Source organism: Rheinheimera sp. NSM, from assembly GCF_052380015.1.
In the GTDB taxonomy this organism is placed as follows: Bacteria; Pseudomonadota; Gammaproteobacteria; order Enterobacterales; family Alteromonadaceae; genus Alishewanella.
In genome coordinates, this window is the sequence record NZ_JBQTCI010000003.1 from 524,224 (window position 1) to 549,998 (window position 25,775).

24 protein-coding genes and 2 tRNA genes are annotated in these 25,775 nt (G+C 49.9%); 13 read left to right on the top strand and 13 right to left on the bottom strand.

The genetic code is table 11. The features are described from left to right. Positions 1–30: 30 nt before the first annotated feature. The 4 genes from ACTZWV_RS11835 to dnaQ form a co-directional block, all read right to left on the bottom strand. A tRNA-Asp gene (locus ACTZWV_RS11835) sits at positions 31–107 on the bottom strand. Positions 108–123: 16 nt separating this feature from the next. Beyond that, positions 124–200: transfer RNA gene (locus tag ACTZWV_RS11840), tRNA-Asp, on the bottom strand. A 108-nt stretch (positions 201–308) separates the two neighbouring features. Then, the gene (locus tag ACTZWV_RS11845) at positions 309–1,778 is read right to left on the bottom strand and encodes a TIGR03503 family protein (protein ID WP_444786742.1); all 1,470 of its coding nucleotides are present in this window, start codon (positions 1,776–1,778) and stop codon (positions 309–311) included. Beyond that, complete coding sequence (gene dnaQ, locus ACTZWV_RS11850) at positions 1,766–2,467, bottom strand: DNA polymerase III subunit epsilon (RefSeq protein ID WP_444786743.1); 702 nt, start codon at positions 2,465–2,467, stop codon at positions 1,766–1,768. Before dnaQ ends, ACTZWV_RS11845 begins: the two co-directional genes overlap by 13 nt. A 65-nt stretch (positions 2,468–2,532) precedes the next feature. On the opposite strand from dnaQ, the gene rnhA reads away from it, so the two are divergent. After that, entirely contained in the window at positions 2,533–3,009 is a 477-nt protein-coding gene (gene rnhA / locus ACTZWV_RS11855; protein ID WP_444786744.1) for a ribonuclease HI, read from the top strand. Positions 3,010–3,208: 199 nt separating this feature from the next. On the opposite strand, the gene ACTZWV_RS11860 is transcribed toward rnhA, so the two are convergent. Beyond that, positions 3,209–3,793, bottom strand: coding sequence for a glutathione peroxidase (locus tag ACTZWV_RS11860; protein WP_444786745.1), 585 nt, complete (start codon positions 3,791–3,793; stop codon positions 3,209–3,211). Between the two features lie 195 nt (positions 3,794–3,988). On the opposite strand from ACTZWV_RS11860, the gene ACTZWV_RS11865 reads away from it, so the two are divergent. Further along, the gene (locus ACTZWV_RS11865) at positions 3,989–5,029 is read left to right on the top strand and encodes a glutathione synthetase (RefSeq protein WP_305552892.1); all 1,041 of its coding nucleotides are present in this window, start codon (positions 3,989–3,991) and stop codon (positions 5,027–5,029) included. 86 nt (positions 5,030–5,115) lie between these two features. Further along, positions 5,116–5,310 (top strand): PA3496 family putative envelope integrity protein, encoded by a 195-nt coding sequence (locus ACTZWV_RS11870; RefSeq protein WP_305552891.1) that lies wholly within the window; start codon positions 5,116–5,118, stop codon positions 5,308–5,310. Positions 5,311–5,368: 58 nt separating this feature from the next. On the opposite strand, the gene fabB is transcribed toward ACTZWV_RS11870, so the two are convergent. Continuing rightward, positions 5,369–6,583 carry a beta-ketoacyl-ACP synthase I gene (gene fabB, locus ACTZWV_RS11875; RefSeq protein ID WP_305552890.1) on the bottom strand — a complete coding sequence of 405 codons (1,215 nt, stop codon included), beginning with the start codon at positions 6,581–6,583 and terminating at the stop codon, positions 5,369–5,371. 174 nt (positions 6,584–6,757) lie between these two features. On the opposite strand from fabB, the gene mnmC reads away from it, so the two are divergent. The 4 genes from mnmC to ACTZWV_RS11895 all read left to right on the top strand — a co-directional run bounded on the left by mnmC (position 6,758) and on the right by ACTZWV_RS11895 (position 10,091). Beyond that, complete coding sequence (gene mnmC, locus ACTZWV_RS11880; RefSeq protein WP_444786746.1) at positions 6,758–8,635, top strand: bifunctional tRNA (5-methylaminomethyl-2-thiouridine)(34)-methyltransferase MnmD/FAD-dependent 5-carboxymethylaminomethyl-2-thiouridine(34) oxidoreductase MnmC; 1,878 nt, start codon at positions 6,758–6,760, stop codon at positions 8,633–8,635. Between the two features lie 14 nt (positions 8,636–8,649). Continuing rightward, entirely contained in the window at positions 8,650–9,306 is a 657-nt protein-coding gene (locus ACTZWV_RS11885; protein WP_444786747.1) for an Hpt domain-containing response regulator, read from the top strand. Continuing rightward, complete coding sequence (locus tag ACTZWV_RS11890; RefSeq protein WP_444786748.1) at positions 9,278–9,700, top strand: response regulator; 423 nt, start codon at positions 9,278–9,280, stop codon at positions 9,698–9,700. Before ACTZWV_RS11885 ends, ACTZWV_RS11890 begins: the two co-directional genes overlap by 29 nt. A 67-nt stretch (positions 9,701–9,767) precedes the next feature. After that, the gene (locus ACTZWV_RS11895) at positions 9,768–10,091 is read left to right on the top strand and encodes a hypothetical protein (protein ID WP_444786749.1); all 324 of its coding nucleotides are present in this window, start codon (positions 9,768–9,770) and stop codon (positions 10,089–10,091) included. Between the two features lie 4 nt (positions 10,092–10,095). On the opposite strand, the gene ACTZWV_RS11900 is transcribed toward ACTZWV_RS11895, so the two are convergent. Next, the gene (locus tag ACTZWV_RS11900; RefSeq protein ID WP_444786750.1) at positions 10,096–10,965 is read right to left on the bottom strand and encodes a flagellar protein MotY; all 870 of its coding nucleotides are present in this window, start codon (positions 10,963–10,965) and stop codon (positions 10,096–10,098) included. 165 nt (positions 10,966–11,130) lie between these two features. Here ACTZWV_RS11900 and rnt point away from each other — a divergent pair, with 165 nt between their 5' ends. Beyond that, positions 11,131–11,808: a ribonuclease T gene (gene rnt, locus ACTZWV_RS11905; protein WP_444786751.1), complete on the top strand. Its 678-nt coding sequence runs from the start codon at positions 11,131–11,133 to the stop codon at positions 11,806–11,808. A 46-nt stretch (positions 11,809–11,854) separates the two neighbouring features. Here the strand turns inward: rnt and ACTZWV_RS11910 are convergent, their stop codons facing one another. Then, the gene (locus ACTZWV_RS11910) at positions 11,855–12,196 is read right to left on the bottom strand and encodes a Grx4 family monothiol glutaredoxin (protein ID WP_444786752.1); all 342 of its coding nucleotides are present in this window, start codon (positions 12,194–12,196) and stop codon (positions 11,855–11,857) included. Positions 12,197–12,435: 239 nt separating this feature from the next. Between ACTZWV_RS11910 and sodB the strand changes: the two genes are divergently transcribed. The 4 genes from sodB to ACTZWV_RS11930 all read left to right on the top strand — a co-directional run bounded on the left by sodB (position 12,436) and on the right by ACTZWV_RS11930 (position 18,016). Beyond that, positions 12,436–13,020, top strand: a complete 585-nt coding sequence (sodB, locus tag ACTZWV_RS11915) for a superoxide dismutase [Fe] (protein WP_305552884.1) — start codon at positions 12,436–12,438, stop codon at positions 13,018–13,020. A 227-nt stretch (positions 13,021–13,247) separates the two neighbouring features. Further along, complete coding sequence (locus ACTZWV_RS11920; RefSeq protein WP_444786753.1) at positions 13,248–15,170, top strand: PrkA family serine protein kinase; 1,923 nt, start codon at positions 13,248–13,250, stop codon at positions 15,168–15,170. A 20-nt stretch (positions 15,171–15,190) separates the two neighbouring features. Further along, on the top strand, positions 15,191–16,456 hold the full coding sequence (locus ACTZWV_RS11925) for a YeaH/YhbH family protein (RefSeq protein WP_444786754.1): 1,266 nt from the start codon (positions 15,191–15,193) through the stop codon (positions 16,454–16,456). Positions 16,457–16,486: 30 nt separating this feature from the next. Continuing rightward, entirely contained in the window at positions 16,487–18,016 is a 1,530-nt protein-coding gene (locus ACTZWV_RS11930) for a SpoVR family protein (protein ID WP_444786755.1), read from the top strand. Here the strand turns inward: ACTZWV_RS11930 and ACTZWV_RS11935 are convergent. Then, positions 18,013–18,987: a sensor domain-containing diguanylate cyclase gene (locus ACTZWV_RS11935; RefSeq protein ID WP_444786756.1), complete on the bottom strand. Its 975-nt coding sequence runs from the start codon at positions 18,985–18,987 to the stop codon at positions 18,013–18,015. The genes ACTZWV_RS11930 and ACTZWV_RS11935 overlap by 4 nt on opposite strands. Before the next feature lie 2 nt (positions 18,988–18,989). Next, positions 18,990–20,006, bottom strand: a complete 1,017-nt coding sequence (locus ACTZWV_RS11940) for a response regulator (RefSeq protein WP_444786757.1) — start codon at positions 20,004–20,006, stop codon at positions 18,990–18,992. A gap of 129 nt (positions 20,007–20,135) precedes the next feature. Here ACTZWV_RS11940 and tpx point away from each other — a divergent pair, with 129 nt between their 5' ends. Continuing rightward, a complete protein-coding gene (gene tpx / locus ACTZWV_RS11945) occupies positions 20,136–20,756 on the top strand; it encodes a thiol peroxidase (RefSeq protein WP_444786758.1) in 621 nt (206 codons plus the stop codon). A gap of 69 nt (positions 20,757–20,825) precedes the next feature. Here the strand turns inward: tpx and adk are convergent, their stop codons facing one another. The 3 genes from adk to htpG all read right to left on the bottom strand — a co-directional run bounded on the left by adk (position 20,826) and on the right by htpG (position 25,716). Then, positions 20,826–21,470, bottom strand: a complete 645-nt coding sequence (gene adk / locus ACTZWV_RS11950) for an adenylate kinase (RefSeq protein ID WP_444786759.1) — start codon at positions 21,468–21,470, stop codon at positions 20,826–20,828. Positions 21,471–21,708: 238 nt separating this feature from the next. After that, positions 21,709–23,640 carry a methyl-accepting chemotaxis protein gene (locus tag ACTZWV_RS11955; protein WP_444786760.1) on the bottom strand — a complete coding sequence of 644 codons (1,932 nt, stop codon included), beginning with the start codon at positions 23,638–23,640 and terminating at the stop codon, positions 21,709–21,711. 141 nt (positions 23,641–23,781) lie between these two features. Then, positions 23,782–25,716, bottom strand: a complete 1,935-nt coding sequence (gene htpG / locus ACTZWV_RS11960) for a molecular chaperone HtpG (protein WP_444786761.1) — start codon at positions 25,714–25,716, stop codon at positions 23,782–23,784. Between the last annotated feature and the right edge of the window lie 59 nt (positions 25,717–25,775).

The window sequence follows — 25,775 nt, forward strand, 5'->3', positions numbered from 1 at the left end:
CCCAGTGCTGAAATAAACAAGGAAGTAAAATGGCGGAGCGGACGGGACTCGAACCCGCGACCCCCGGCGTGACAGGCCGGTATTCTAACCGACTGAACTACCGCTCCGGTGTGTATCGAAAATTGGCGGAGCGGACGGGACTCGAACCCGCGACCCCCGGCGTGACAGGCCGGTATTCTAACCGACTGAACTACCGCTCCGCACCAATTGCCCTGCAGAATTTCGTTTGGGTATCCTGCAGTGCGGCGGGAATGATACGGATTAGCCGATAGGCCGTCAACACCTTTTTTGCCGCTTTTGCCTAATCCTTAATCATCCGGCAAGGTCAGATCAAGAATGTCATCCATATCGTTGTTTTTTTGTGCATTAGCGTTATTTTTCGCCGTCGCTCCCTGCTGAGTTTCACTTTTTGCCGGCTCCGGCTCTGCGGCAACCGGCTTTTTGCGCCAGAACAGTAAATCGGCCCATTTCCGATCCGTTATCACAATCCAAATGGCCAGGCCACCGCCAGATAAAATCAGCAAATTAGCGCCTATCACCAAACCCCACGGAAATTCCGGCTCAGGTTCTGCCTGCTCGGCGGCAATCTCATCTTTAATACTTTGCGGTAGTTCGTCCAGCACCGGCGCTTCAAACACCGGCATTTTCACCACAAAACTGGTTTCCGGTAAACTCAGCATAAACTGGCGACCATCCTGCATGGCACCAAAGGCCTGCACCTCCAGTATATAACTGCCATGGCCGCGATTCTTCAGCATCACTTCACGCGCCGTTAAACCAGGTTCATTCAATGCAAACTCGTCTACCTCACCATTGGGGTAGCGCACCCGCCCCTGCAGCAACACTGTGGCTTTATCAATGCTGTCATCTGTAATGCGAAACAGCACCTGATGCGGCTTCCCCTGCTCTACAGGCTGGCCTTCCGGCAACGCCGGTGCGGCGATAATATCGGCTACAATAGGCGCAGCTTTCAGCACTACCGGTGGCTGCTCCACCTCGCGGGTATACAACGGCGTGCGTACTATGTATTTCGGGATCCATTCACCGGAGACAAACCGTAACTGAAACTCGCCGGTAAATACACCGTCGCGGGCGCGTTCATCGTAACCTTTACCGTCATCACGAAATTGCGCCACCTGCACCACGCCACGGCCAAAGTTATCATAATCAGCATTATTGGTACTGACAAAAATCACTTCCAGCATCAGTACTTCGCGAAAGTCCCGCGCATTCATTGGCTCATTACCGTTGGTTAGCCGTGCGGTTACTTTCACAGTTTCGCCAACCATTAAATTCTCCGGCAGCGGGTCGACATCCAGTTTAATGTCGGTCAGCACCATGATGCGGCTTTCCGGCAGCAGCCGGCCTATTGCCTGCCAGGGGCCCGGCATCGGGTTTTTAATTTCTATCAAATCGTAGCTGCTGGCGTCGTGCCAGCGTATTTTGTTCTGCTCTGCAGTACTAAAATGCAGCTTGCTGCCATCCGGCTGCACCAATACTGCCGAGGCCGAGCCGCGCCGGCGAAACAGCAGCAGGGTAATTTCCTCTACGTGTTCATCAATACGAAAGCGGTTTTCAAACAGCGGGATCTGATTTTTAGTCGGTAAGTCACTGAGCAGCTCAAAGCCGTTGTGCAGTTGCGGTTGTTGCTCTGCTTGCTCAGCAGCTGTCTGTGCTGTAGTCGTCTGCTCAGTGCCGGCTTGCCCGGTATCAGTCTGTTGCGCCAACACGTTAGCGCTGAACAACAGTATCGCTAACCAACTTATCAGTTTCGCCACAGGCAACTGCCTCCTTTTTTCTGCACCAGATCCAGCCGGCTTTCGTGCGCGGCCAACTCTTCATCCGAAGCGCGGATCACCTTTAAGCGGCCACTACGTTGTATGGCTATCGGGCCATCGCCGGCATTGTTGCCGTCTTGCTCGTTTGCCAGGTTTAAACTTACCTGACCACCGGTCATCAGCAGATACACATCTGCTAAAATCTCAGCATCCAGTAAAGCGCCGTGCAGCGTACGATGGCTGTTATTGATATCGTAGCGGCGGCATAGTGCATCCAGGTTGTTCTTCTGTCCCGGATGCATTTCCCGCGCCATCAATAAGGTATCGAGGATGGCACAATAGTCGCCAACCGGCGGCAGCTGCGGATGCAGCAGGGCAAATTCATGGTTAATAAAGCCGACGTCGAACGCGGCATTATGGATCACCAGCTCAGCGCCGTGAATGTAGTCGTAGAAGCTTTTGGCGATATCACGAAATTTGGGTTCGTGTTTTAACCGCTCGTTAGTAATACCGTGTACGGCAACGGCTTCAGCGTCAATAATCCGCTCCGGGTTAATGTAAACATGGAAATTATTGCCGGTAAAACGCCGGTTGATCAGCTCTACACAGCCGATTTCAATAATACGGTGGCCGTCTCTGGGGTTAAGACCCGTGGTTTCGGTGTCGAGAATAATTTGTCTTTTAGCCATGGCGGTTTCGTTTTCTACTGCATTTGGGTTAGATTATACGCCGTTTTGGTTTGAGGAAAGGCTTTATGCGCAAAACAGTTGCGATCTATACCGACGGCTCTTGCCTGGGTAACCCGGGCCCGGGTGGCTATGGTGCTGTGCTGATCTACAAACAGCACCGCAAGGAGCTAAGCGGCGGTTATCGCTTAACCACCAATAACCGTATGGAGTTGCTGGCGGCCATTATTGCGCTGGAGAGCTTAAAAGACAGTTGCGACGTAGACTTAACCACCGACAGCCAGTATGTGCGCTTAGGCATTACGCAGTGGCTGGCCGGCTGGAAGCGCAATAACTGGAAAACCAGCCAGAAGCAGCCGGTAAAAAACCAGGACTTATGGCAACGGCTGGACGCTGCGGCAGCAAGTCACAAGGTAAACTGGCATTGGGTAAAAGGCCATGCCGGCCACCCGGAGAACGAACGTTGTGATGTTTTAGCCCGCAGCGCAGCTGAGGCAAAACCGACCACTGTTGATACCGCGTTTGAATTAAGTCAAAAGGCATAGCACTGGAGACATTTTGCATAAAGCAGCTATCGGGTTACAAGGATAATCAACTGTACTTTCAGGCTGCCCGTCAACTGCTTGCGCTGCAACACTCGCCTTGGCTCATCACAGCAACTCGCTACCGCTTGCGCGTTCGCTCAGACACTCTGTGATGACCAAATCGAGGTTCCAGCCGCAGTTGACTAGTTCGGTGAAGTAATTACTCTCCTGATTTCTCAGTGCTAGCTGCAGCCGCATTTACCGCCAGCATTTTCTCCAGCTCAGCAATAAAGGCTTTATCATCCGGCGCCGTGCGGCTGCCAAAATGTTTTACCGTTTGCTCATCACTGCTTACCAGATACTTATTAAAGTTCCAGCTCGGTGACTCACCGGTTTTGGCAATTAAGGCTTTAAACACCGGGTTGGCGTCATCGCCTTTCACTTTAGAGCTGGCAAACATCGGGAATTTAACGCCATAAGTTAAATAGCACACTTCAGCGGTTTTCTCTGCGTCATCATATTCCTGCTTAAAGCTGTCTGACGGGAAACCCAAGATAACCAGACCTTTATCCTGATACTTCTGGTGCAGCGCTTCAAGGCCTTCAAACTGCTTGGTAAAACCACACTTACTGGCAGTATTTACTACCAACAGAGTTTTACCTTTATAGCTGTCGCATAAATTTACGCTTTCGCGGGTATTTAACTGCTGCATAGAATGGCCAAGAATGTCGCCACACTGGTTTGCCATCGCCGGCATCGCCAGCAAAGCTGTGGCCAGGGCCGCTGCATTTATTAACGTTTTCATTATTCTCTCCTGTAGGATCTGCATTTTAGACTGGCAATTATTACGCAGCATAACGCAAAGCCGATCTGTTTGCGCCTGGCGATAAAAATTCACGTGTGTTTTTTTGCGCATCCGCTATCATCCGCTTCCTTTTTTCTGCCGCTCTCGTATGCTTAGCGCAAAGTGGTAAACGTTAACGGCAAACCAGAGAAGCTTATGCGCATTTGTTTTTTAATGTACCCGTGGGAAAAAGTGCAGCCGGATGGCGACAGCACTATCCGTATGATCCACGAAGCGGTAAGCCGCGGCCACAGCGTCGCCATTACTCATGCTACCAATTTAACGGTGCGTGACAGTATTGCTCAGGCATTTTGCAAAGTGTTTGTTAAGGGCCAGAAAATCTCCAGCAATATTGCCAGCTTTTACCGCAATGCCCAGTTTAACCAGCAAAAACTGCCGCTGGCAGCCTTTGATGCCATCTTTATCCGCTTAAACCCGCCGCTGGACCCGATAGTGCTGAACTTTCTCGATTCTGTGCGGGAAGACACCTTTATTATGAATGATCTGGACGGTGTGCGGATTGCCAATAATAAGATGTATACCGCGTCGCTGCACGACCCGGATAATGAGTTTATTCCGGTAACCCATGTGTCGAAAAACAAAGATTATCTGGCGCGGGTGCTGGCAGAATCACCAAATGAAAAAATGATCTTAAAACCGCTGAATGGCTATGGCGGTAAAGGCGTTATTTTACTGGAAAAATCTGCCGCGCAAAGCGCGCGTTCATTACTCGACTTTTATATCGGCGATACTGAACGCGGTAACTACGTTATTTTGCAGGAATACGTAGAAGGCGCAGAGCTGGGCGATATTCGCATTTTAATGCTCAACGGCAAAGCTATCGGCGCCATGCGGCGTATTCCACCGGCAGACGATGTGCGCTCTAACGTGCATGCCGGCGGCAGCGTGGTGAAACATCAACTGACAGAGCAAGAGAAGCGGTTGTGCGCCCATATAGGCCCGAGGCTGGCACGTGACGGCTTATTTTTTGCCGGTATCGATGTCATAAACGGCAAGCTGATTGAAGTCAATGTGATGAGCCCGGGCGGCATAGCGCGGATCAACCGCTTAAACGGCGTGCGGTTGCAGGAAAAAGTTATCGATTTTATTGAGCAGGTGGTCTACAGCAAAACCTTGCTGTCGCCACGTAAACAAGCGTTCAGGCCGCTGTTGAGCGAAGCCGAAGCGCTTATTTAAAAACTTTTCATCGTCGGTAAAAAAATATTTCGCTGTGGCGAATCAATAAATCCGGTAAATAAGCAGAAAAAATCTGAGGTGCGCTTATGTCACAGGTAGAGAGTAACGATTTTGAGCTGGAAGAGCCGATAGACGACGTGGAGATCATCAAAGAGTTGTCACCCAAAGACAGCAAAGCCAGGCAAAAGCTGGAAGCCAGGCGTCGTATTGACGACCTGCTGGAGCAAAAGCGTCTGCGCCAGTTGCTGGATGACTGGGAGCTGGATGATACTGATGCATAAAACAAAACGGGCGCTTTAAGCGCCCGTTTTGTTTATCGGTGTTGGCTAACGTTTGTGATTAGCCGCGATATTTTTGCATGACTAAAGTAGCGTTAGTGCCACCAAAACCAAAGCTGTTTGACATCACGGTATTGAGCTCAGCCGGTGTCGCTTTAGTGACAATATTCAGCCCTTGCGCTGCTTCATCCAGCTCGCCGATATTCACCGACGGTGCAATAAAGCTGTGCTTCATCATCAGCAAGGAGTAGATGGCTTCATGCACACCCGCGGCGCCTAAGGCATGGCCGGTCATCGCTTTGGTGGCACTGATGGCCGGCGACTTACCGGCAAACACTTGCTGAATAGCGCCCAGCTCTTTTACATCACCTACCGGTGTGCTGGTGCCGTGGGTGTTAACGTAATCGACTTCAGCTGTCACGCCATGCATCGCCATTTGCATACAACGTATGGCGCCTTCACCGCTTGGTGCAACCATGTCATAACCATCTGACGTCGCGCCATAGCCGACCACTTCAGCATAGATAGTGGCGCCACGGGCCAGCGCATGCTCCAGCTCTTCTACTACCACCATACCGCCACCGCCGCTGATCACAAAGCCGTCACGGTTGGCATCATAAGTACGCGATGCCAGCTCTGGTGTGTCGTTATATTTGGTCGACAGCGCGCCCATCGCATCAAATTCCATCGCCAGGGTCCAGTGTACTTCTTCGCCGCCACCGGCAAAGACCACGTCCTGCTTACCCAGTTGGATCAGCTCTACCGCATGGCCGATACAATGCGCACTGGTGGCACAAGCCGAACTGATAGAGTAATTCACGCCTTTAATTTTAAACGGTGTGGCCAAACAAGCAGAACAGGTGCTGGACATGGTTTTAGGCACCGCATAAGGGCCAACCCGCTTTACGCCTTTTTCGCGCAGAATATCTGCCGCTTCTACCTGAACTTTAGATGAGGCACCGCCGGAGCCGGCGACCAGGCCGATACGCGGGTTGGAAATTTGCTCTTCGGTAAAACCGGCGTCCAGCATCGCTTCTTGCATCGCGATATAAGCATAGGCTGCAGCATCGCCCATAAAACGCATGGCTTTACGGTCAATCAGCTCTGATGGCTCCAGTTTAATGTTGCCCCACACCTGTGAGCGCAGACCCATTTGCGCAAATTCTTCTGCGCGGGTAATGCCTGAACGGCCCGCCTGTAACGACGCCAGTACTTCATCTTTGTTATTGCCAATACTGGAAACAATACCAATACCTGTGATTACCGCTCTTTTCATGCTTACTCCCATCAACCAGCCTGATGCCGGCAAGGTTAAAATAATACTGTGCGTCATTGTACGTATTTTGTGTTACTAAGTGGTCAGCTTTCAGCGCACACTTGTACTCTGTTTTCAATTCTGCGGTAGCTTAGGGTAAACTACAAGCCGAATTTTGTGGTGGACCAACCTGTTATGTCACAACCTAACGCCAATCAGATTAGCAACGCCAAAATACACTTTAATGACCAGGGTGCCCCGGTCGCGTCTGATTTTGACGATATCTATTTCTCCGAAGACGGTGGCATGGCCGAAACCGACTACGTGTTTTTACAGCAAAACGGTTTACCACAGCGCTGGCAAACACACAATAAGCCGGCATTTCATATTGTTGAAACCGGCTTTGGTACCGGGGCTAATTTTTTGCTGACCTGGCTGCGTTTTCGCCGGCACAAGCAGTTATTCGGCGGTGCAACTTGCCAACGGTTGTATTTCAGCAGCTTTGAGAAATTCCCGCTAAGCTATGCCGACTTAGAACGTGCACTGGCGGTACATACCGAGCTGCAGGAACTGTGTAAGCTGTTGCTGGCCGCTTACCCACCCGCCGTTGCCGGTTGCCACCGGCTGAGTTTTGACAACGGCAGCGTGATACTGGATTTATGGCTGGGCGATGTAAATGCACTGCTGCCTGAAGTGAGCGCCACTGTCGATGCGGTTTATCTGGATGGCTTTGCGCCCGGTAAAAACCCGGACATGTGGCAGGACGAGCTGTTCAACGGCCTGGCCAGGCTTAGCCAACACGGCAGCACAGTGTCTACTTTTACTGCTGCCGGCATAGTAAAACGCGGCTTGCAACAGGCAGGGTTCAGCGTAAAAAAAATTAAAGGCTTTGGCCGTAAACGCGACATGCTGACAGCCTGTTTTGACACGCCAGCAACGCTGCCACAGCCGGCGCCAACGCATGTTACCCTTGTCGGTGGTGGCATTGCCTCAATTTGCACCGCGCTGGCACTGCAACAGCGCGGCATTGCTGTACACCTGATTTGTGAAGACAGCAACGTGGCACTGCAGGCATCACAAAACCGCCAGGGCGCGGTGTATCCTAACCTGCACGCCAACCTGACCGACGACAGCCAACTGCATGTGCAGGCGTTTTTATATGCACGGCATTTTTATCAGTACTGGCATACACAAGGGTTGGATTTTGCCATGGATTGGTGCGGCTTATTGCATCTGGCCAGCAACAAGCTGCTGCAACAGCGCCAGCAAAAATTAATTGATAATGCCTTGTGGCCGCCGCAACTGGTGCAGGCCGTTGACGCGGCCACAGCAAGCGAGTTGGCAGGTTTAGCGCTGCCATACGGCGGCATTTATTTACCGCTGGCCGGCTGGTTAAACCCGCAGCAATTTTGCCAACAGGCACTGGCCTGGCTGCAACAGCAAGCCTCGTTCCGGCTTAGCCTGAACTGTAACGTCAATGCGATATCCGTCAATGCCAACGGCGACTGGCTGTTGCAAACAACGGCAGGCCAGCTTACCGCCCACAACCTGGTGCTGGCCTGTGGCAGCAAGCTGGCGCAATTTTCGCCAACAGCAAAGCTGCCACTGAATAAAATCCGCGGCCAGGTCAGCCATGTGCAAAGTAAAACCATGACAGCGCTGAAAACCGTGCTGTGCCATAAGGGCTATATCACCCCGGGCTGGCAGGGGCTGCATTGTGTTGGCGCTACCTTCGACCGTGGTGCAACAGAAGCTTTTGTCAGCGAGCAGGATAATAGCGAGAATTTACAACTGGTTAATGACCAACTTAACCAACCGGACTGGTTTGCTGACAGCCGGGCCGTAAGTGCGGCAGCGGCGTTCCGGGCTACGGTGCCGGATCATTTGCCGCTGGCAGGAAACATAAACGGACAACCGGGTTTATACGTGCTGGGGGCTATGGGAGCTCGCGGCATTATGTTGTCGCCACTGCTGGCAGAACACCTGGCTTGCCAAATCTGCGCCGAGCCACTACCGTTATCAGTGCAGCTAAAACAGCGGCTACAGCCGAACCGCTTTGGCGCGGCCCGGTAAAGTCAGGATGCAATATGACAAATAGAAAACGGATTTTAATCGCCGAGGACGACATGTACTTGCGCTCTTTGCTCGACGTACAGTGTCAAAGCCTGGGTGTACATACCTGCAGCGTTGAAAATGGTGAGCAGCTGGTTACGGCAGCCCTGAGCTACCAGTATGATATTGTGCTTACCGATATCCAGATGCCGGTATGTGATGGTATCCGGGCCGTGCATTTGCTGCGTCGTCTGGGCTATAACAGACCGGTGTTCGCCATGTCTGCCGACAGCGTTGCTGCTGAGGGTTTTGATCAGGTACTACAAAAACCTGTCGACATTGCCTTTCTTGCCACACTATTGCAGCAAACGCCGCAGCAACACATTGTGCCACTGCAGGTAACAGCGGAACTGGCCAGCTTGTTTTACCAGAACCTGCAGCAACTTAGCCAGCACTTTGCCGAAGCTTTGCAGCACGACGACCTTGAATTGATGCGGCAAATTTGTCATCAGGTTAAAGGTAGTGCCGCCAGCTTTGGTCATGCCGGACTAACGCAATTGGCTGATGCGTTGCAACAGCGTTTAGTAACTGAAGCCAGCAATAACGACTTAACGGAGCAATGCCGGCATTTTTTGCACTTTATCCGGCAAACAGGAGCATCAGATGAAAACGCCAAAGATTCTGCTCGTTGATGATGTTGATTACAGCCGGCAACTCCTGCGCAACAATATTCAGGCGTTATCTGATACCGGGTTGTTAACCCACACCACCTTTAGCTTTTTTAACGCCGGTACAGCAGCTGATGCCAAAGTACTGTTCACGCTGCACCAGCCACACATAGTGTTTCTGGATATTGAGCTACCTGACAGCTCCGGGTTGGAATTATTAGCACAGTTCAAGCAGACAAGGCCGCAGTGCCGTGTCGTTATGATTAGCGGCGCCAGCACTTTGGAAAATGTGACACGAAGTATTCAAATGGGGGCGGAAACCTTTATCGTCAAACCATTCAGTGGTGAGAAAATTTTGTCGGCTATGCGTTTGCTGGAGAAGAAGCAAGACTATGATTTGGCATTAGATATGCCATAACGCTGGGCAAAAGGCCCGGATATTTGCTAATGTATGGCCAGATTAATACTCACACCAAGGATAATACATGCGCGCTGCAGTTTTAATGTGCCTCACACTGGCATTCAGCAGTAATTTGGCCGCCCAAGATTTCTTTCAGATCCCTGTTGCATCTGACGCCCGGGAGTTTGCCCGGCTGGATAATAAAATACCGGCAGTGCTAAGCTATTTTAGTCAGCAGACCGAACAAAGTCTGCGTGATTTTTATATTCAACGTCTGGGCGAGCCGGTAAATGAGCAGACGCTGTACGGCCGGCAGCATTTGTATTTTAACGTCAACAGCAATCAAATCAGGATCTTAATTTCCAGCCAAGATGACTGGCGTCAGGTAGATATTATGGTACAAAACTAAGCCCTCAGGGCTTAGTCATTTGCAACACTACGCGGCGGTTTTTCTTACGTTCAAGTGCAGTATCATTCGGCGCTGCATGGCGCCGCTCACCAAAGCCCTCTACCTGCACTTTATCGGCACTCATCCCTGCTGCAACAAAAAAGCTTTTTACTTTCTCTGCCCGCTTTACCGATAGCTGTTCATTCATCCAACGGCCGCCGTAACTGTCGGTATAGCCCTGAATTTCTATGTATTCAATATCCTGGTCGTATTTTAAGTATTCGGCAATCTGTGCCAGCCGGCGCTGAGACTCACGCGTTAACTGGTCGCCGCCGGTTTCATAACTTAATACCGTAAAGGCGATATCGTCAAAGCTGTATGGCAGTAACGCTGAAATACATTGATTAAACTGCTGATATTGCTTTAAAAATTGTACCGGGTTTATCGAAGCCGCCACCTTGTCATAGGGGCTGTGCCAGTCGCTGAAATAAAAGGTCGGGCTAAAGCCCTGCTCTAATTCGGTGAGCAATGTCCAGGCAGCTTTCTTCGGTAAATCGCCGTTGTACTGTTTCAGCAGCTGCATATTGGCCACCGCTTTGGCCGGCTCTCCGGGCCGCCATGCCGGCGGTACCGACAGTACTTCGGCTAAATCATAGCCATCGGGCAAACGCAGCATTTGCAGTTCAAAATCTAAGTTCAGCGCTTTGCCGGCCACGCTGCGAAATACCGCCTGGCCAAAATGCGGTATTTCATGTTGCAACTGACATTCTAATGGCGTATTACGGTTTAACTGCCATACCGACTGCTCAATACCGGCAGAATATTGACGCAGCTGCGGCTGCGCCAGCAGATGGCAACTAAAGGCCATTACACTAAAAGCTAATAAGGTTCGCATTTTCCGGTTTCCCACCACTATCGGCATATCAAGCCATGCCCTTCAGGGTTTATCTGTACTACTGATACCTGTTACTAATGATATCTAAAGCAAACACTATGCCGTAACAAGACGCTGCGCTAATTTTTTGGCATAATAGCCGCTGATTTGTTAAATGGCGCCGTTATGACACAACCCAATTCTCAACTGGCTCAGCGTTTTCGTGGTTACTACCCTGTAGTTATCGACGTGGAAACCGCAGGCTTTAATGCTAAAACTGATGCCTTGCTGGAAATTGCCGCCACCTTGCTCGATATGGATGAGGACGGCAATTTAATTCCGCTTAAAACCCTGCACTTTCATGTTGAGCCATTCGAAGGCGCCAACCTGGATGCCAGCTCACTGGCATTTAACGGCATAGACCCGTTTAACCCGTTACGTGGTGCCGTACACGAACGTGAAGCCATTACCGAAATATGCAAGGCCGTGCGCAAAGCGCAAAAAGATGCCGGTTGTCAGCGTAGCGTAATAGTGGCGCACAATGCCGCCTTTGATCAGGGCTTTTTAAATGCGGCGATCGAACGGCTTAACTTTAAACGCTCGCCGTTTCATGCGTTTGTTTCGTTTGATACCACCAGCCTGGCCGCATTAGCGGTGGGCCAAACCGTATTGGCAAAAGCCTGTAAAGCTGCTGGCATAGCATTTGACAATAAAGAAGCACACAGTGCGCTGTACGACACCGAGCGTACTGCCGAATTATTCTGCTATATCGTCAATAGCTGGAAACAGTTGGGCGGCTGGCCGATGGCCAATATCCAGCCGGATGACAGTGCTGGGGATGATGACACTGACGCTGTCGCATAACAGCACGAAGGCCGCAAACAGCGGCCTTCGTTTTTTGCAGCAGGGTTTATTCTGCCGCAGTATCGGTTTTGTGTTTTGCCGCGGTTTCTTTAATTAACGGCTGCAATTCACCACGCTGAAACATTTCCAGCACGATATCACAACCGCCAACCAGTTCACCGTCAACCCACAACTGCGGGAAGGTTGGCCAGTTCGCGTACTTGGGTAATTCAGCACGAATATCCGGGTTTTGCAAAATATCGACATAGGCAAACTGTTCGCCACACGCTATCAGCGCTTGCGATGCCTGTGCTGAGAAGCCGCAACTGGGAAATTTCGGTGAGCCCTTCATAAACAACAGAATAGGGTTTTCAGCAATTTGCTGTTTTATTTTGTCCAGCGTTTCCATTAATACCTCACAACAAGTGCATTTCTACATTGGCTGACATTTTACGCTGTTCTGTGCGCTGTGGCACTTGAGATTTACGAAAAAATCCCCACTTCCGTGTTACAACGTACCAAACTGATCATCAAAGCGCGTTACACTGGATCAGCTTATAATCAGACACTGCAAAACTTGAGTATTTTAGTCAGGTTTTGTAGTCTACGCCATGCAGACATCATAAACAACGCCAACGGAGAACGACAATGGCCTTTGAATTACCCGCATTACCTTATGCAAAAGACGCCTTAGCGCCACACATTTCAGCCGAGACGCTGGAATACCACTACGGCAAACACCACAATACTTATGTAGTGAAGTTAAACGGCTTAATTGAAGGTACTCCTTTCGCCGGTAAGTCACTGGAAGAGATCGTTCGCAGCTCAGAAGGTGGTGTATTTAATAACGCCGCTCAGGTATGGAACCATACTTTTTACTGGCACTGTTTATCACCAAACGGTGGTGGCGAGCCAACCGGTGCTGTAGCTGACGCCATCAATGCCAAGTGGGGCTCTTTCGCCGCTTTTAAAACAGCGTTTAACGACAAAGCCGTAAATAACTTTGGCTCAAGCTGGACCTGGTTAGTGAAAAAAGCCGATGGCAGCCTCGACATCGTCAACACCAGCAACGCAGCTACGCCATTAACCGATACCAGCCTTACACCGGTAATGACAGTAGATCTGTGGGAACACGCTTACTACATCGACTACCGCAATGCGCGGCCAACCTACCTGGATGCATTCTGGGCGCTGGTTAACTGGAAGTTTGCTAACGAAAACTTCGCCAAATAACACTATTGTTCTGCACAAAACCCGGCTGATGCCGGGTTTTTTGTCCGCCTTGCTTTACATTTCGGCCGTTCGGCCTGACTAAACCTTTTCCCTGCCACAGCCTACAGCCTGAAGAAAATTGTAGATTTTTCTGTCAATTAGACAGGCGGGAATCCGCTTTACTGTCTAACCTTAGAGTAACAGCCAGGCTGCTACCCTTTCCCGATGTTTATAAGCCGGAGGTGCAAATGAGTATTTTTGAGCACTACAAATCACGCTACGAGGCTGCCAAAGAAGAAGAGTATAGTATTCAGGAGTTTCTGGCGTTATGTAAAGACGACAAGAGCTGCTACGCCAGTGCGGCAGAGCGCTTATTACTGGCCATCGGCCAACCGGAACTGACAGATACGGCACAGGACCCTAAACTGAGCCGGCTGTTTTCCAACCGGGTTATTGCCCGTTATCCGGCCTTCTCTGAATTTTACGGCATGGAAGAAGCCATAGAACAAATAGTGTCTTACCTTAAGCACTCGGCTCAGGGGCTGGAAGAGCGCAAACAAATTCTGTACTTACTCGGCCCGGTGGGCGGCGGTAAGTCTTCGCTGGCAGAAAAACTAAAACATTTAATGCAGCAAATTCCAATCTACTATTTGAAAGGCTCGCCGGTGTACGACAACCCGCTGTGCCTGTTCGATGTTAATGAAGATGGCAATATTCTGCAGCAGGAATACGGCATTCCCAAACGTTACCTGCGTAATATTATGTCGCCCTGGGCCAGCAAACGGCTGCATGAGTATAACGGCGATATCAGCCAATTCAGGGTCGTGAAAAAGTACCCGTCTATTCTTGACCAACTGGCGATAGCTAAAACCGAACCCGGTGATGAAAACAACCAGGATATTGCTTCACTGGTAGGTAAAGTGGATATCCGCAAGCTGGAGCACTTTGCCCAGAATGACCCGGATGCCTACAGCTACTCCGGTGCTCTGTGCCGCGCCAACCAGGGCTTGATGGAATTTGTCGAGATGTTTAAAGCACCGATTAAAGTGCTGCATCCGCTGCTTACCGCTACCCAGGAAGGTAACTATAACGGCACCGAAGGCCTGGCAGCGCTACCGTTTGACGGCATTATTCTGGCACACAGTAATGAGTCGGAATGGCAAACCTTCCGTAACAACAAAAATAACGAAGCCTTTCTCGACCGCGTTTACATTGTAAAAGTGCCCTATTGTCTGCGCGTAAGTGAAGAAATGCGCATTTACCAAAAACTGCTGGAGCACAGCGAACTGAATAGCTCGCCCTGTGCGCCCGGCACCTTAATTTCGCTGGCGCAGTTTGCGGTGTTATCGCGGTTGAAAAATCCGGATAACTCCAGCCTGTACTCCAAAATGCGGGTGTACGACGGTGAAAGCTTAAAAGATACCGATCCGAAAGCAAAATCCTATCAGGAATATCGTGATTACGCCGGGGTAGATGAAGGCATGACCGGCTTATCAACCCGTTTTGCCTTTAAAATTTTATCGCGCGTATTTAACTTCGACAGCACCGAAGTCGCCGCCAACCCGGTGCATTTATTCTATGTACTGGAGCAACAAATAGAGCGAGAACAGTTCCCGGCCGACGTTGCCGAGCGCTATCTGGAGCATTTAAAAGGCTATTTAATTCCGAAATATATCGAGTTTATCGGCAAGGAAATACAAACCGCTTATTTGGAGTCTTATTCTGAATACGGCCAGAACATTTTTGACCGCTACGTGATCTATGCCGATTTTTGGATCCAGGACCAGGAGTACCGCGATCCGGAAACCGGCCAGTTGTTTGACCGCGCCGCACTGAATGCTGAGCTGGAGAAAATTGAAAAGCCGGCCGGCATCAGTAACCCGAAAGATTTCCGCAATGAAATTGTTAACTTTGTGCTTAGGGCCAAAGCGAAAAACAACGGCAAAAACCCCACCTGGACCAGCTACGAGAAGCTGCGCACTGTGATTGAGAAAAAGATGTTCTCCAGCACAGAAGAGCTGCTGCCGGTTATTTCGTTTAACGCCAAAACCTCAACCGATGACCAGAAGAAACACGATGACTTCGTCAACCGGATGATGGAAAAAGGCTATACCCGTAAGCAGGTGCGGCTGTTATCTGAATGGTATTTGCGCGTACGCAAATCGCAGTAATACGCGAAGCCGGAGGTAGTATGGCGCATTTTATCGACAGACGACTTAACGGTAAGAATAAAAGCGCGGTGAACCGCCAGCGCTTTATTCGCCGCTATAAGCAGCAAATTAAAAAGGCGGTGTCTGACGCCATCAGCAAGCGTAGCGTAACCGATATCAGCAGTGGCGAAAGCGTAACGGTACCGGGTAAAGACATCAGCGAGCCGTTTTTTCATCAGGGCAAAGGCGGCCGGCGGCAAATTATCCATCCGGGCAATGATCAGTTCAGCCCGGGTGACCGGATTAAACGGCCACAAGGCGGCGCCGGTGGCACGGGCCAGGGTGATGCCAGCGCAGATGGCGAGGGCACAGATGACTTTGTGTTTTCCATCTCAAAAGATGAGTATCTGGATTTACTGTTTGAAGACTTAGAGCTGCCTAATCTGAAGAAGAACCAGTTAGATAAGCTGGTGCTGTATAAAAACGTGCGCGCCGGTTACCGCTCTGAGGGGGTACCAAGCAATATTGATATAGTGCGCTCGTTACGCGGCTCTTTGGCACGGCGCGTAGCCATGACGGCAGGTAAGAAGGCCAGATTGCGCGAGCTGGAGCAACAGTTGGCCGCGCTGGAGCACGAACCGCTACCGGATCAGCAGCAACTGCGTTTGTTAAGCGCAGAAATTGCAGAGCTGAAACAACGTATTGCTGCGGTGCCCTTTATCGACAGTTTCGACTTACGTTTTCGCAATTTCCAAAAGCGGCCGGAACCCACCAGCAAAGCGGTAATGTTTTGTCTGATGGATGTATCCGGTTCAATGGACCAGGCCACTAAAGACATGGCCAAGCGTTTTTATATCCTGCTGTACTTGTTCTTAAGCCGCAGTTACAAGAATGTCGAAGTGGTGTATATCCGCCATCATACTCAGGCCAAAGAGGTTGATGAGCAAGAGTTTTTCTACTCGCAGGAAACCGGTGGCACTATAGTCTCCAGCGCGCTGAAAATGATGTACGACATAGTGCTGGAGCGTTATAACCCGGCCGAATGGAATATCTACGCTGCCCAGGCATCAGACGGCGATAACTGGACCGACGACAGCGCGCCCTGCGCTGAGCTGATGGCTAATAAGTTACTGCCGCTGGTACGTTACTATGCTTATATTGAAATTACGCCGCGGGCACATCAGAGCCTGTGGCAGGAATACGAGAAGCTGCTACCGGCCTTTGATAACTTTGCCATTCAGCATATTCAGGATGTCAGTGATATTTATCCGGTATTTCGCGAGCTGTTTAAAAAGCAGGCAGCCTGAGCGCATCCCTGTTCACCAGTGAGGTTTTTTATGGCCAAAGCAAAAGCTAAAACAGCACCATGCTTATCTGACGGGCCCGACTGGACCTTCGATTTACTCGATGCGTATCATCAGGAAATTGCCCGGGTTGCCGCGCATTACCGGCTGGATACCTACCCTAACCAAATCGAAGTGATCACTGCCGAGCAGATGATGGACGCTTACTCCAGTGTGGGCATGCCACTGGGTTACCATCACTGGTCTTACGGTAAAAAGTTTATTCAAACCGAGCAAAATTATAAACGCGGCAATATGGGGCTGGCCTATGAAATAGTGATTAACTCTAACCCTTGTATTGCCTACCTGATGGAAGAAAACACTATTACCATGCAGGCACTGGTTATGGCACACGCCTGTTATGGCCACAATTCTTTCTTTAAAAACAATTATTTATTTAAGACCTGGACCGACGCCGGTTCCATTATTGATTATCTGCTATTCGCCAAGAACTACATTAACCAGTGTGAAGAAAAATACGGCATCAGCGAAGTAGAGGACATGCTGGATTCCTGCCACGCATTGATGAACTATGGCGTGGATCGCTACAAAAGGCCGCAACAAATTTCGTTGGACGAAGAACAAAAACGCCAGCAGGAACGTGAAGCCTATCTTCAGTCTCAGGTGAATGACTTATGGCGTACTATTCCGGTAAAAGCCAGCAGTGCCGCACAACAAACAATCCGCTTTCCGGCAGAGCCGCAAGAAAATATTTTGTACTTTATTGAAAAAAATGCCCCGTTATTAAAATCGTGGCAACGGGAAATTGTGCGTATAGTGCGTAAGATTTCGCAGTATTTTTACCCGCAAAAACAAACACAGGTAATGAACGAAGGCTGGGCGACCTTCTGGCATTACACTATCTTGCAGCACCTGTATGATGAGGGAAAAGTCAGCGACCGCTTTATGTTAGAAGTGCTGCACAGCCATACTAATGTGGTAGCACAGCCGGAGTATCACAGTAAATATTATTCCGGTATTAACCCTTATGCACTGGGTTTTGCCATGTTTTGTGATATCCGCCGTATTTGCGAACAGCCGACTGCAGAAGATAAACAATGGTTTCCCGATATTGCCGGCAGTGACTGGCTGGATACCCTGCATTTTGCCATGCAAAATTTTAAAGACGAGAGCTTTATCAGCCAGTATCTGTCACCTAAGGTGATCCGTGATTTTCACCTGTTTGCTATTATCGACGATGACGAAGAAGGTAGCCTTGAAGTGGCAGCCATTCACAATGCCGAGGGGTATCAGCGTATCCGCCAGATGCTGTCGCAGCAGTACAATCTGAGCCAGATAGAGCCGAATATTCAGGTGCACAATGTCGACTTTAACGGCGACCGTTCACTGACATTACGCTATATTCCGCAAAACCGTATCCCGCTGGCCAGCAGCCAACAACAGGTACTGAAACATCTGCACCGGCTATGGGGCTTTAGCGTGTATCTGGAGCAACAAAACGAGGATGGCAGTATTAAGCCATTGTACAGCTGCCCTGAACAAACTGAACCCGGCGATGATTAGCCGCCGGCGGCTGCAAACTGATGACAGGTGACTCTGTTGCGTCCGGCAGCTTTAGACTGATACAAGCCCTTGTCTGCCGCTTCTATCCATTGCCGGTGTTCTGTCATGCTGTTGCTGTGTTGCGCCAGACCCACACTGATGGTTGCACCAAGCAGTTGGCCGTTATAATTAATTTTTAATTGTTCGACCGACTGGCGCAAACGCTCTGCCAGGCAGGCGGCTTGTTCAATATTGGTATCGACCAGCAATATTGCATATTCTTCGCCACCATAGCGACCGGCAATGTCGGTGGCCCGTAAATTACTGCGCACCGCATCGGCAACGGCTCTGATCACCTCATCGCCGGCAGCATGGCCATAGGTGTCGTTAATACGTTTAAAGTGGTCTATATCGCACATCAACAGTGTGCTCTGATGCGTATAGCGCTGCAGGCGTTTAAATTCCTGCAGCAGGTTTTCTTCCCAATGACCGCGGTTAAACAAACCGGTCAAAAAGTCGGTTTTGGTCAGTTGCCGCAAGCGGCCGTTCATCGACTCCAGCTCCAACCGGCTTACGGCAACATCCGTAACATCATAAATAATAAAACACAGATGCGTTACTTCACCGCGGGTGTCGGTCAGCGGGAAGATGGTGCTGTTTTGATACATATATTCGGCACTGCCGGTAATAGGCCGGTAGTTGCGAAACTTAAAGATATAGGGCCTTTGCTCCCAGATGGTAAAAGCACGGTTTTTCAGCAATACCACCGGATCACACTTGCGCCGTAACCAGTCTTCGTCTATTTCCGAGAATAGATCAAACAGATATCTGTCACGCACCTGCCTTGGTGTTAACCCGCTGTGGTTTTCCATAAAACCATTCCATACCTGAATACGATAATCACAATTCAGGACTACCAAACCAACATCCACGGTTTGGAACATGTCCATTAACCAGTGAATTTCGGAAACATCAACCTGAGCTTCTGACATCGTTACTCCTCCAGCAAGAATGCGACTTTATAGTTCAACGTTTTCAAGCTGTCCTCGGTAAACAGCAGCAGTAAATCGCAGCTGATATTGTAATTTTCAATACCGTAACTCAACTCAATCGCCAGGGTTTTGCGCCAGCGTTTGGCATTAGCAATAATCAATTCACTCACCGGTGCATGCTGTCCCAGCACCACAGGATGCCCCTGGCTGAAACTCATGTCTATTTGCTCGGCCAGGCCTTTTAGCACAGCACCAATCAAAATATTGGCAATGTCCATCAACAGCTCCAACTCGACCTTAACCGTCAACTCCCCCTGATAATTCATTAAGCGCGCTATATCTTTAAAGCTGGAATCCGTCAGGATCAGCAGCGCTTCGCCGGCTACGCCGCCACCAATAAAACCCTGACATACGGCAGACGTTGTCGCCTGATGCTCTACCGACGCCAACGCCATATGCAGCTCACTGACTTCAATCAGATTAACATTGGGAATGGGTAATTTAACAAAGACATTCAGTAACCTTGCTAACAGGTCGCCGGCCTGGCCCATGGCTACGTTAGTCAGCTCCTGCAACACATCGCGCATTTCCGCGTTCAGCTCAGCAGCCGGTGCCGTAGCCTTGGGTATAACAGCCGATACCGGTGTAGCACGGGCGCTGATAGCATGCTGCTGCATCAATTGTTGTAATTTGGCACTATCAACCGGCTTGCGGATAAAATCGAGCGCGCCCAGGCTTTTAACCCGTTCGAACGCTTCAGGCTGTACATCACCGGATACCACCACCACATTCAGTACTATCTGGCGTTTTCTCAACTCAGCAAGTACCTGATAACCATCCATTACCGGCATATTTAAATCCAAAAACAACCAGTCAATGCGCTGTTGCAGCAGTGTATCCATAGCTTCAGCGCCATGGCCGGCAAAAAACAGGTTGCTTTGCCACTCCTGTGGTAGAATTCTTGCCAATTGCTTACGGGCCAGGTTGGAATCGTCGCAAATAAGTACAGCAGTTGTCATCGGCTTCTCACTTCGCGCAGGCTTCATTTCAGTCTAGACTGAAATGAACGGTTCGCGCATAAACAACGAAAATATGTTGTGTTCCAGCTGATTACTTTTAATGCATTCAATATTAACAGGAGCTGTATCATGTCAGCACTATCTCATCTTTATAGCAAAACCTGCGTTGCCGCAGCCATGCTTTGTGTCAGTTTCGCCGGCAATGCCGCAGACTTTCAGGCCTCGTTACCTGAGCGCTTAAGCAAAGTAAAAGCCGGTAATCAACAAGTGGTATTGCTGGGCAATAAACTCAGTGTCGGCGATACCGCCCCGGCTTTTAAAGTGGTAGATGCCAGCTTTAAAACGGTAGCACTGGCGGACTATCGCGGTAAAACAGTACTGATCAGCGTGGTGCCCAGTATAGACACCGGAGTCTGTTCATTGCAAACCAAGCGTTTTAACACCGAAGTGGCGAACTTACCGGCTAATGTGGTGTTATTGACCATCAGTACGGATCTGCCCTTTGCGCAAAAACGCTATTGTCAGCAGGAGCAAATAGACAAAGTAGTAGTGTTATCCGACGCAGTATGGCGTGATTTTGGCAGCAATTATGGCTTGCTTATCAAAGATATGGGCTTATTAACCCGTGCTGTGTTAATTGTAGATAACAAGGGTAAACTGGCGTACCAGCAGTTGGTGGCGGAATTAGCACAAGAACCTGACTATGCTGCGGCGTTAAATGCACTGCAACAGCTACTGCCGAAAAGTTAAGTACTCTGCACCGCTGTAGCAGACACAAAAAAGCCCTGACTGTTCAGGGCTTTTTGCTGTAAGTGCGGTCTAGCTAAGTAAGGACACCAGTTCGGCAGTTACGGCATCAACCGCCTTAGTGCCATCAATATGGTGATAACGGGTGTTACCGGCGTCGGCTTCAGCGCGGTAATAACCGACCAATGGTTCGGTTTGCTCGTGGTAAATCGCCAGACGCTTACGGACGGTTTCTGCCACATCGTCAGGACGAATAACCAGCTCTTCACCGGTTAGATCATCTTTGCCATCTGCCTTAGGCGGATTATAGCGAATATGGTATACCCGACCTGATGCAGGGTGTACGCGTCGACCGCTCATGCGCTCAACAATTACGTCATCCGGTACATCAAATTCAATAACATGATCAATAACGATGCCTTTTTCTTTCATCGCATCAGCTTGCGGAATAGTGCGCGGAAAACCATCCAGCAAAAACCCCTTACTGCAATCCGGTTCGGCAATGCGCTCTTTTACCAGGCCGATAATAATATCGTCTGATACCAGCTGACCGGCATCCATTACCTGTTTGGCCGCTAAGCCCAGTTCCGTACCCGCTTTGATTGCTGCACGCAACATATCGCCGGTAGAGATTTGCGGAATGCCGTATTTACTCATCAAAAACTGAGCCTGGGTTCCTTTACCGGCACCCGGGGCACCCAACAAAATTATGCGCATAGCAACACCCTCATGTTCTGGGATTGATCCATTAATTATAAAGGCCGGATCTTTACATAATGTATTGCCTGAGACAAGAAGTTTGTCTTGTTGCGTTAACTGGTCCGGCTATTTCATTGGCTTTTAGTCGTATAGCTGAGCAAAGACAGCAATCGTCACGTTTTTTTACGCCAAACGGCTGAAAAGCACATTCTTTTTCAGCCGTTGCCGCAGCTTACCCGACTAAAGTTGTAGCAGGTTACACCCTGAACTTAGCCAGCAAAGCTTTAAGCTGCTCGGCCAAATCGGCCAGCGACTCACTGGCCTGGGTTGACTGGGTGACATTGTCTGCCGTTTGATAAGCCACATCGCTGATGCTGTGCAGATTCTTATTTAAATCGCGTGATACTGTGGTTTGCTGTTCAGTCGCGCTGGCAATTTGCTGGGCAGTGTCATTGATCAGCGATACCGCAGCGCTGATGCTGGTTAAGGCATCACCGGCTTTGCCTGCCTGCTCTGCGGTTTTTCGGGTTGCTTGCTCACTTTTATTGGTGGCATCAACCGCCTTATCGGTGCCGGTTTGCAGTTTTTCAATCATTTGTTGGATTTCAGTGGTGGAGTCTTTGGTGCGGCTGGCCAGGGTTCTTACCTCATCCGCCACTACAGCAAAACCGCGACCGGTCTCACCGGCTCTGGCGGCTTCAATTGCCGCATTCAGTGCCAATAAATTGGTTTGTTCGGCGATGCCCTCTATGACCTGCAAAATATTGCCTATCTTATCGCTGTCTTGTTTCAGGTGATTAATAATCTCTGCCGCGCGGCTGACTTCAGCTGATAAGCCAGCGAGATCTTTTACAGTCTGGCTTACCACTAACTGGCCCTGTTGCGTCTCTTTTTCCGCCGCACCGGCGGCATCTGCCGCTTGCTGGGTATTACGCGACACTTCTTCCAAAGATGTGGTCATTTGGTTCATCGCTACTGCAGAGCTGTTAATCTCAGTATTTTGTAGCTCAATACCGCGCTGGGTTTGTTCGTTAATTTGCGACAGCTCTGTAGCCGCCGCAGCTACCTGATCAGAATAATCACGGATTTGCAGCAACATAGCACGCAGGTTTTGCTGCATCACATGGATAGACGCCAGCAAACTGGAACTGTCGCCGGCTTTTAACCGCACACTGGCGGTTAAATCGCCTTTTGCCACCTGATGCACGATATTTGCTGTGTAATCGGGCTCACCGCCTAAGGTGCGGGTAATGGTGCGCACCAGGGTGATACATACCACTATCGCCACCAACAACACTACGGCTGAGATGATCACTAAGGTCCAGAGCATTTCCCGCACTTCTGCCAGAGCTTCGTATTCACGACTTTCCAACACCAGGCCCCAGCCCAGCATAGGAATAAAGCTGTAGCTGCCAATTACCGCCGTGCCGGCTGCATTAGTGTATTGGCCAATATCACTTTGCTTTTGCCGGATCCCCTCAGCCGCCTGTGTTTGCAGCGGCTGGTCGGTATTCTTAATCGAGCTTGCCGGGGTAATGGCTTTACCTTCACTGTCGAGCAAATAAATTTCGGTATAATCGTTATGGCTCAGGTCATTCACTCTGGCAAAGATAGTCGTCAGTTGCACCGCTCCGCGCATTACCGCAACAATTTCATTATTACGCCGGATAGGAATAGCAACAGTACTGATACGGTTACCGGTAGCGCGCGACACTATAGGTTGCGAAAACGCATCCCGGCCACTGATAGCCTGCTTAAACCAGGCTCTGTCGGCAACATCAAAAGCATTTGCCTCAGCAACATCTAGAATCTGCGCCTGGCCGTTGACAAAGCTGACACCGGCCATGCCCTTACCTGAGGGCGCGACCACAAAAATGGTGTCGTAGTAGCCTTGCGCCTGCGCCAATTGCTGCATTAGCACCGCAGTGTCATCCAGTTGCAACTGTTGTGTTTGCGGTAACCGTGCTAAGTAACGCATTTCCTCCTGCCGTGCCAACAACCAATCGGTAAACGCATCGGCATTTAACACACTGGTAGTTTGTAAGGTATTTACCACCGCGCGGGTTTGCGAATTACGGTATTCAATAAACACTAAACTGGTCAGCACCAGGATTGACACCAACAACAGGCTAACCATAATCACGGTAAGCCGGCCACCAAAGCCCATATTGCGCCAGAAATTAAACATAAGCGGCTCCTTGCCGGTAACGGTAAGCTGTTGAAAGTATAGAAGCAGATTAAAATATAGATAGGATAAAAACGGAAGAAACCCGGTTTGTTGATAAGCGCCTTTGCTGCAACCTTATGGCCGCAGCAAAGGCTTTAGCGGTTACTTCGCTAACGACAGTAACAGATTATTCAGCCTGGCCACAAAAGCCGCCGGGTCTTTTAAGCTGCCGCGCTCGGCCAGCAGGGCCTGCTCCAGCAATACCTCTGCCCATTGCTTAAAGCGTGCTTCATCCTGTTCATCTGCGATGCGTTTTACCAGTTGATGCTCAGTGTTCAGCTCAAAAATCGGTTTAACATCCGGCACCTTTTGGCCAACCGACTCCATCAGCTTAATCATCTGCGTGCTCATATCGAACTCGTCTGTCACCACACAAGCCGGGCTCTCGGTTAAGCGATGACTGACTTTGACATCTTTTACCTGGTCGCCCAGCGCCGTTTTAAAGCGGCCGATAACATCGGCAAACGCCTGCTCTGCTTCCTGCTGTGCCTTTTTCGTTTCTTCATCATCCAGTTTGGATAAATCTAAACCGCCTTTGGCCACTGAGCGCAGCTTTTTACCGTCAAATTCAGTTAAATGCTGCACCAGCCATTCGTCGATGCGATCGGATAGCAGCAGCACCTCAAGGCCTTTTTTACGCAGCACCTCTAAATGCGGGCTGTGTTTAGCCGCGGCATAACTGTCGGCCACAATATAGTAAATCTCGTCCTGGCCTTCTTTCATCCGGCTGATATAGTCAGCCAACGCGACGTTCTGTGTGCTGTCATCGTTATGGGTTGAAGCAAAGCGTAACAGAGCCGCAATTTGCTCTTTGTTGGCCATATCTTCTGCCGGACCTTCTTTTAACACCTGGCCGAATTCTGTCCAGAATGTCTGATATTGCTCTGCATCTTTGCTCAACTTATCAAGCATTTTCAGCGCCCGGCTGCTGCAACCTTTACGCAGGGTTTGGGTTACTTTGGTGTCCTGCAAAATTTCGCGTGACACGTTCAGCGGTAAATCGCTTGAATCAAGCACACCTTTGATAAAACGCAGGTAAGCCGGCATAAACTGCTCGGCATCATCCATAATAAACACGCGCTGCACATACAGCTTCAGACCATGTTGTGCTTCGCGGTTCCACATATCAAACGGCGCTTTTTTCGGCACATAAAGTAAGCTGGTGTAATTGCTGTTACCTTCTACTTTATTGTGGCTCCAGCTTAACGGCTCGCTCCAGTCGTGCGAAATATGTTTGTAAAACTCCTGATACTCTTCGTCGCTAATATCAGATTTATCACGGGTCCACAGCGCAGTAGCTTTATTGGCCGCCTGCCAGTGGCCCGGCACAGCTGCAATTTTTTCGCCGTCAGCACCATCGCGCTCCGGCTGCTCTTCCTGCCATAACTCTACCGGAATGCTGATATGATCTGAGTACTTGGTAACAATACTCTCTACCTTCCAGCGGTTTAAGAACTCGTCTTCACCTTCGCGCAGGTGCAGCACTATCTCAGTACCACGGCTGTCTTTGCTGATAGGCGTAATGCTGTAATCACCCTCGCCGGCCGACTCCCATTCAATGGCTTCATTGGCGGCGGCACCGGCTTTACGTGTGCGTACCGTTACTTTGTCGGCCACGATAAAGGCAGAGTAAAACCCCACACCAAACTGGCCAATTAACTTGGAATCTTTGCTTTGGTCACCGGATAACTGCGAGAAGAATTCTTTGGTGCCGGATTTAGCAATAGTGCCCAGATGGCTTATTACTTCTTCCTGCGTCATGCCGATACCGTTATCGCTTACCGTTAAGGTACGGGTGGCTTCATCCAGGCTGATACGTACCCGCAGCTCACCGTCATCGCCGTACAGGCTACCGTCTGACAACGCCAGAAAGCGCAGTTTATCAGCCGCGTCTGAAGCGTTAGATACCAGCTCGCGCAGGAAAATTTCTTTGTTGGAATACAGTGAATGGATCATCAGCTGCAGCAGTTGTTTTACTTCTGCCTGAAAGCCATGGGTTTGCTTTTGGCCGTTGGAAGTGGCTGTGGTATCACTCATTGTGTCTATCCCCGAACATTAAAGTTTAACAGTTATTACGCAGGCTGCACCGGCAGCCA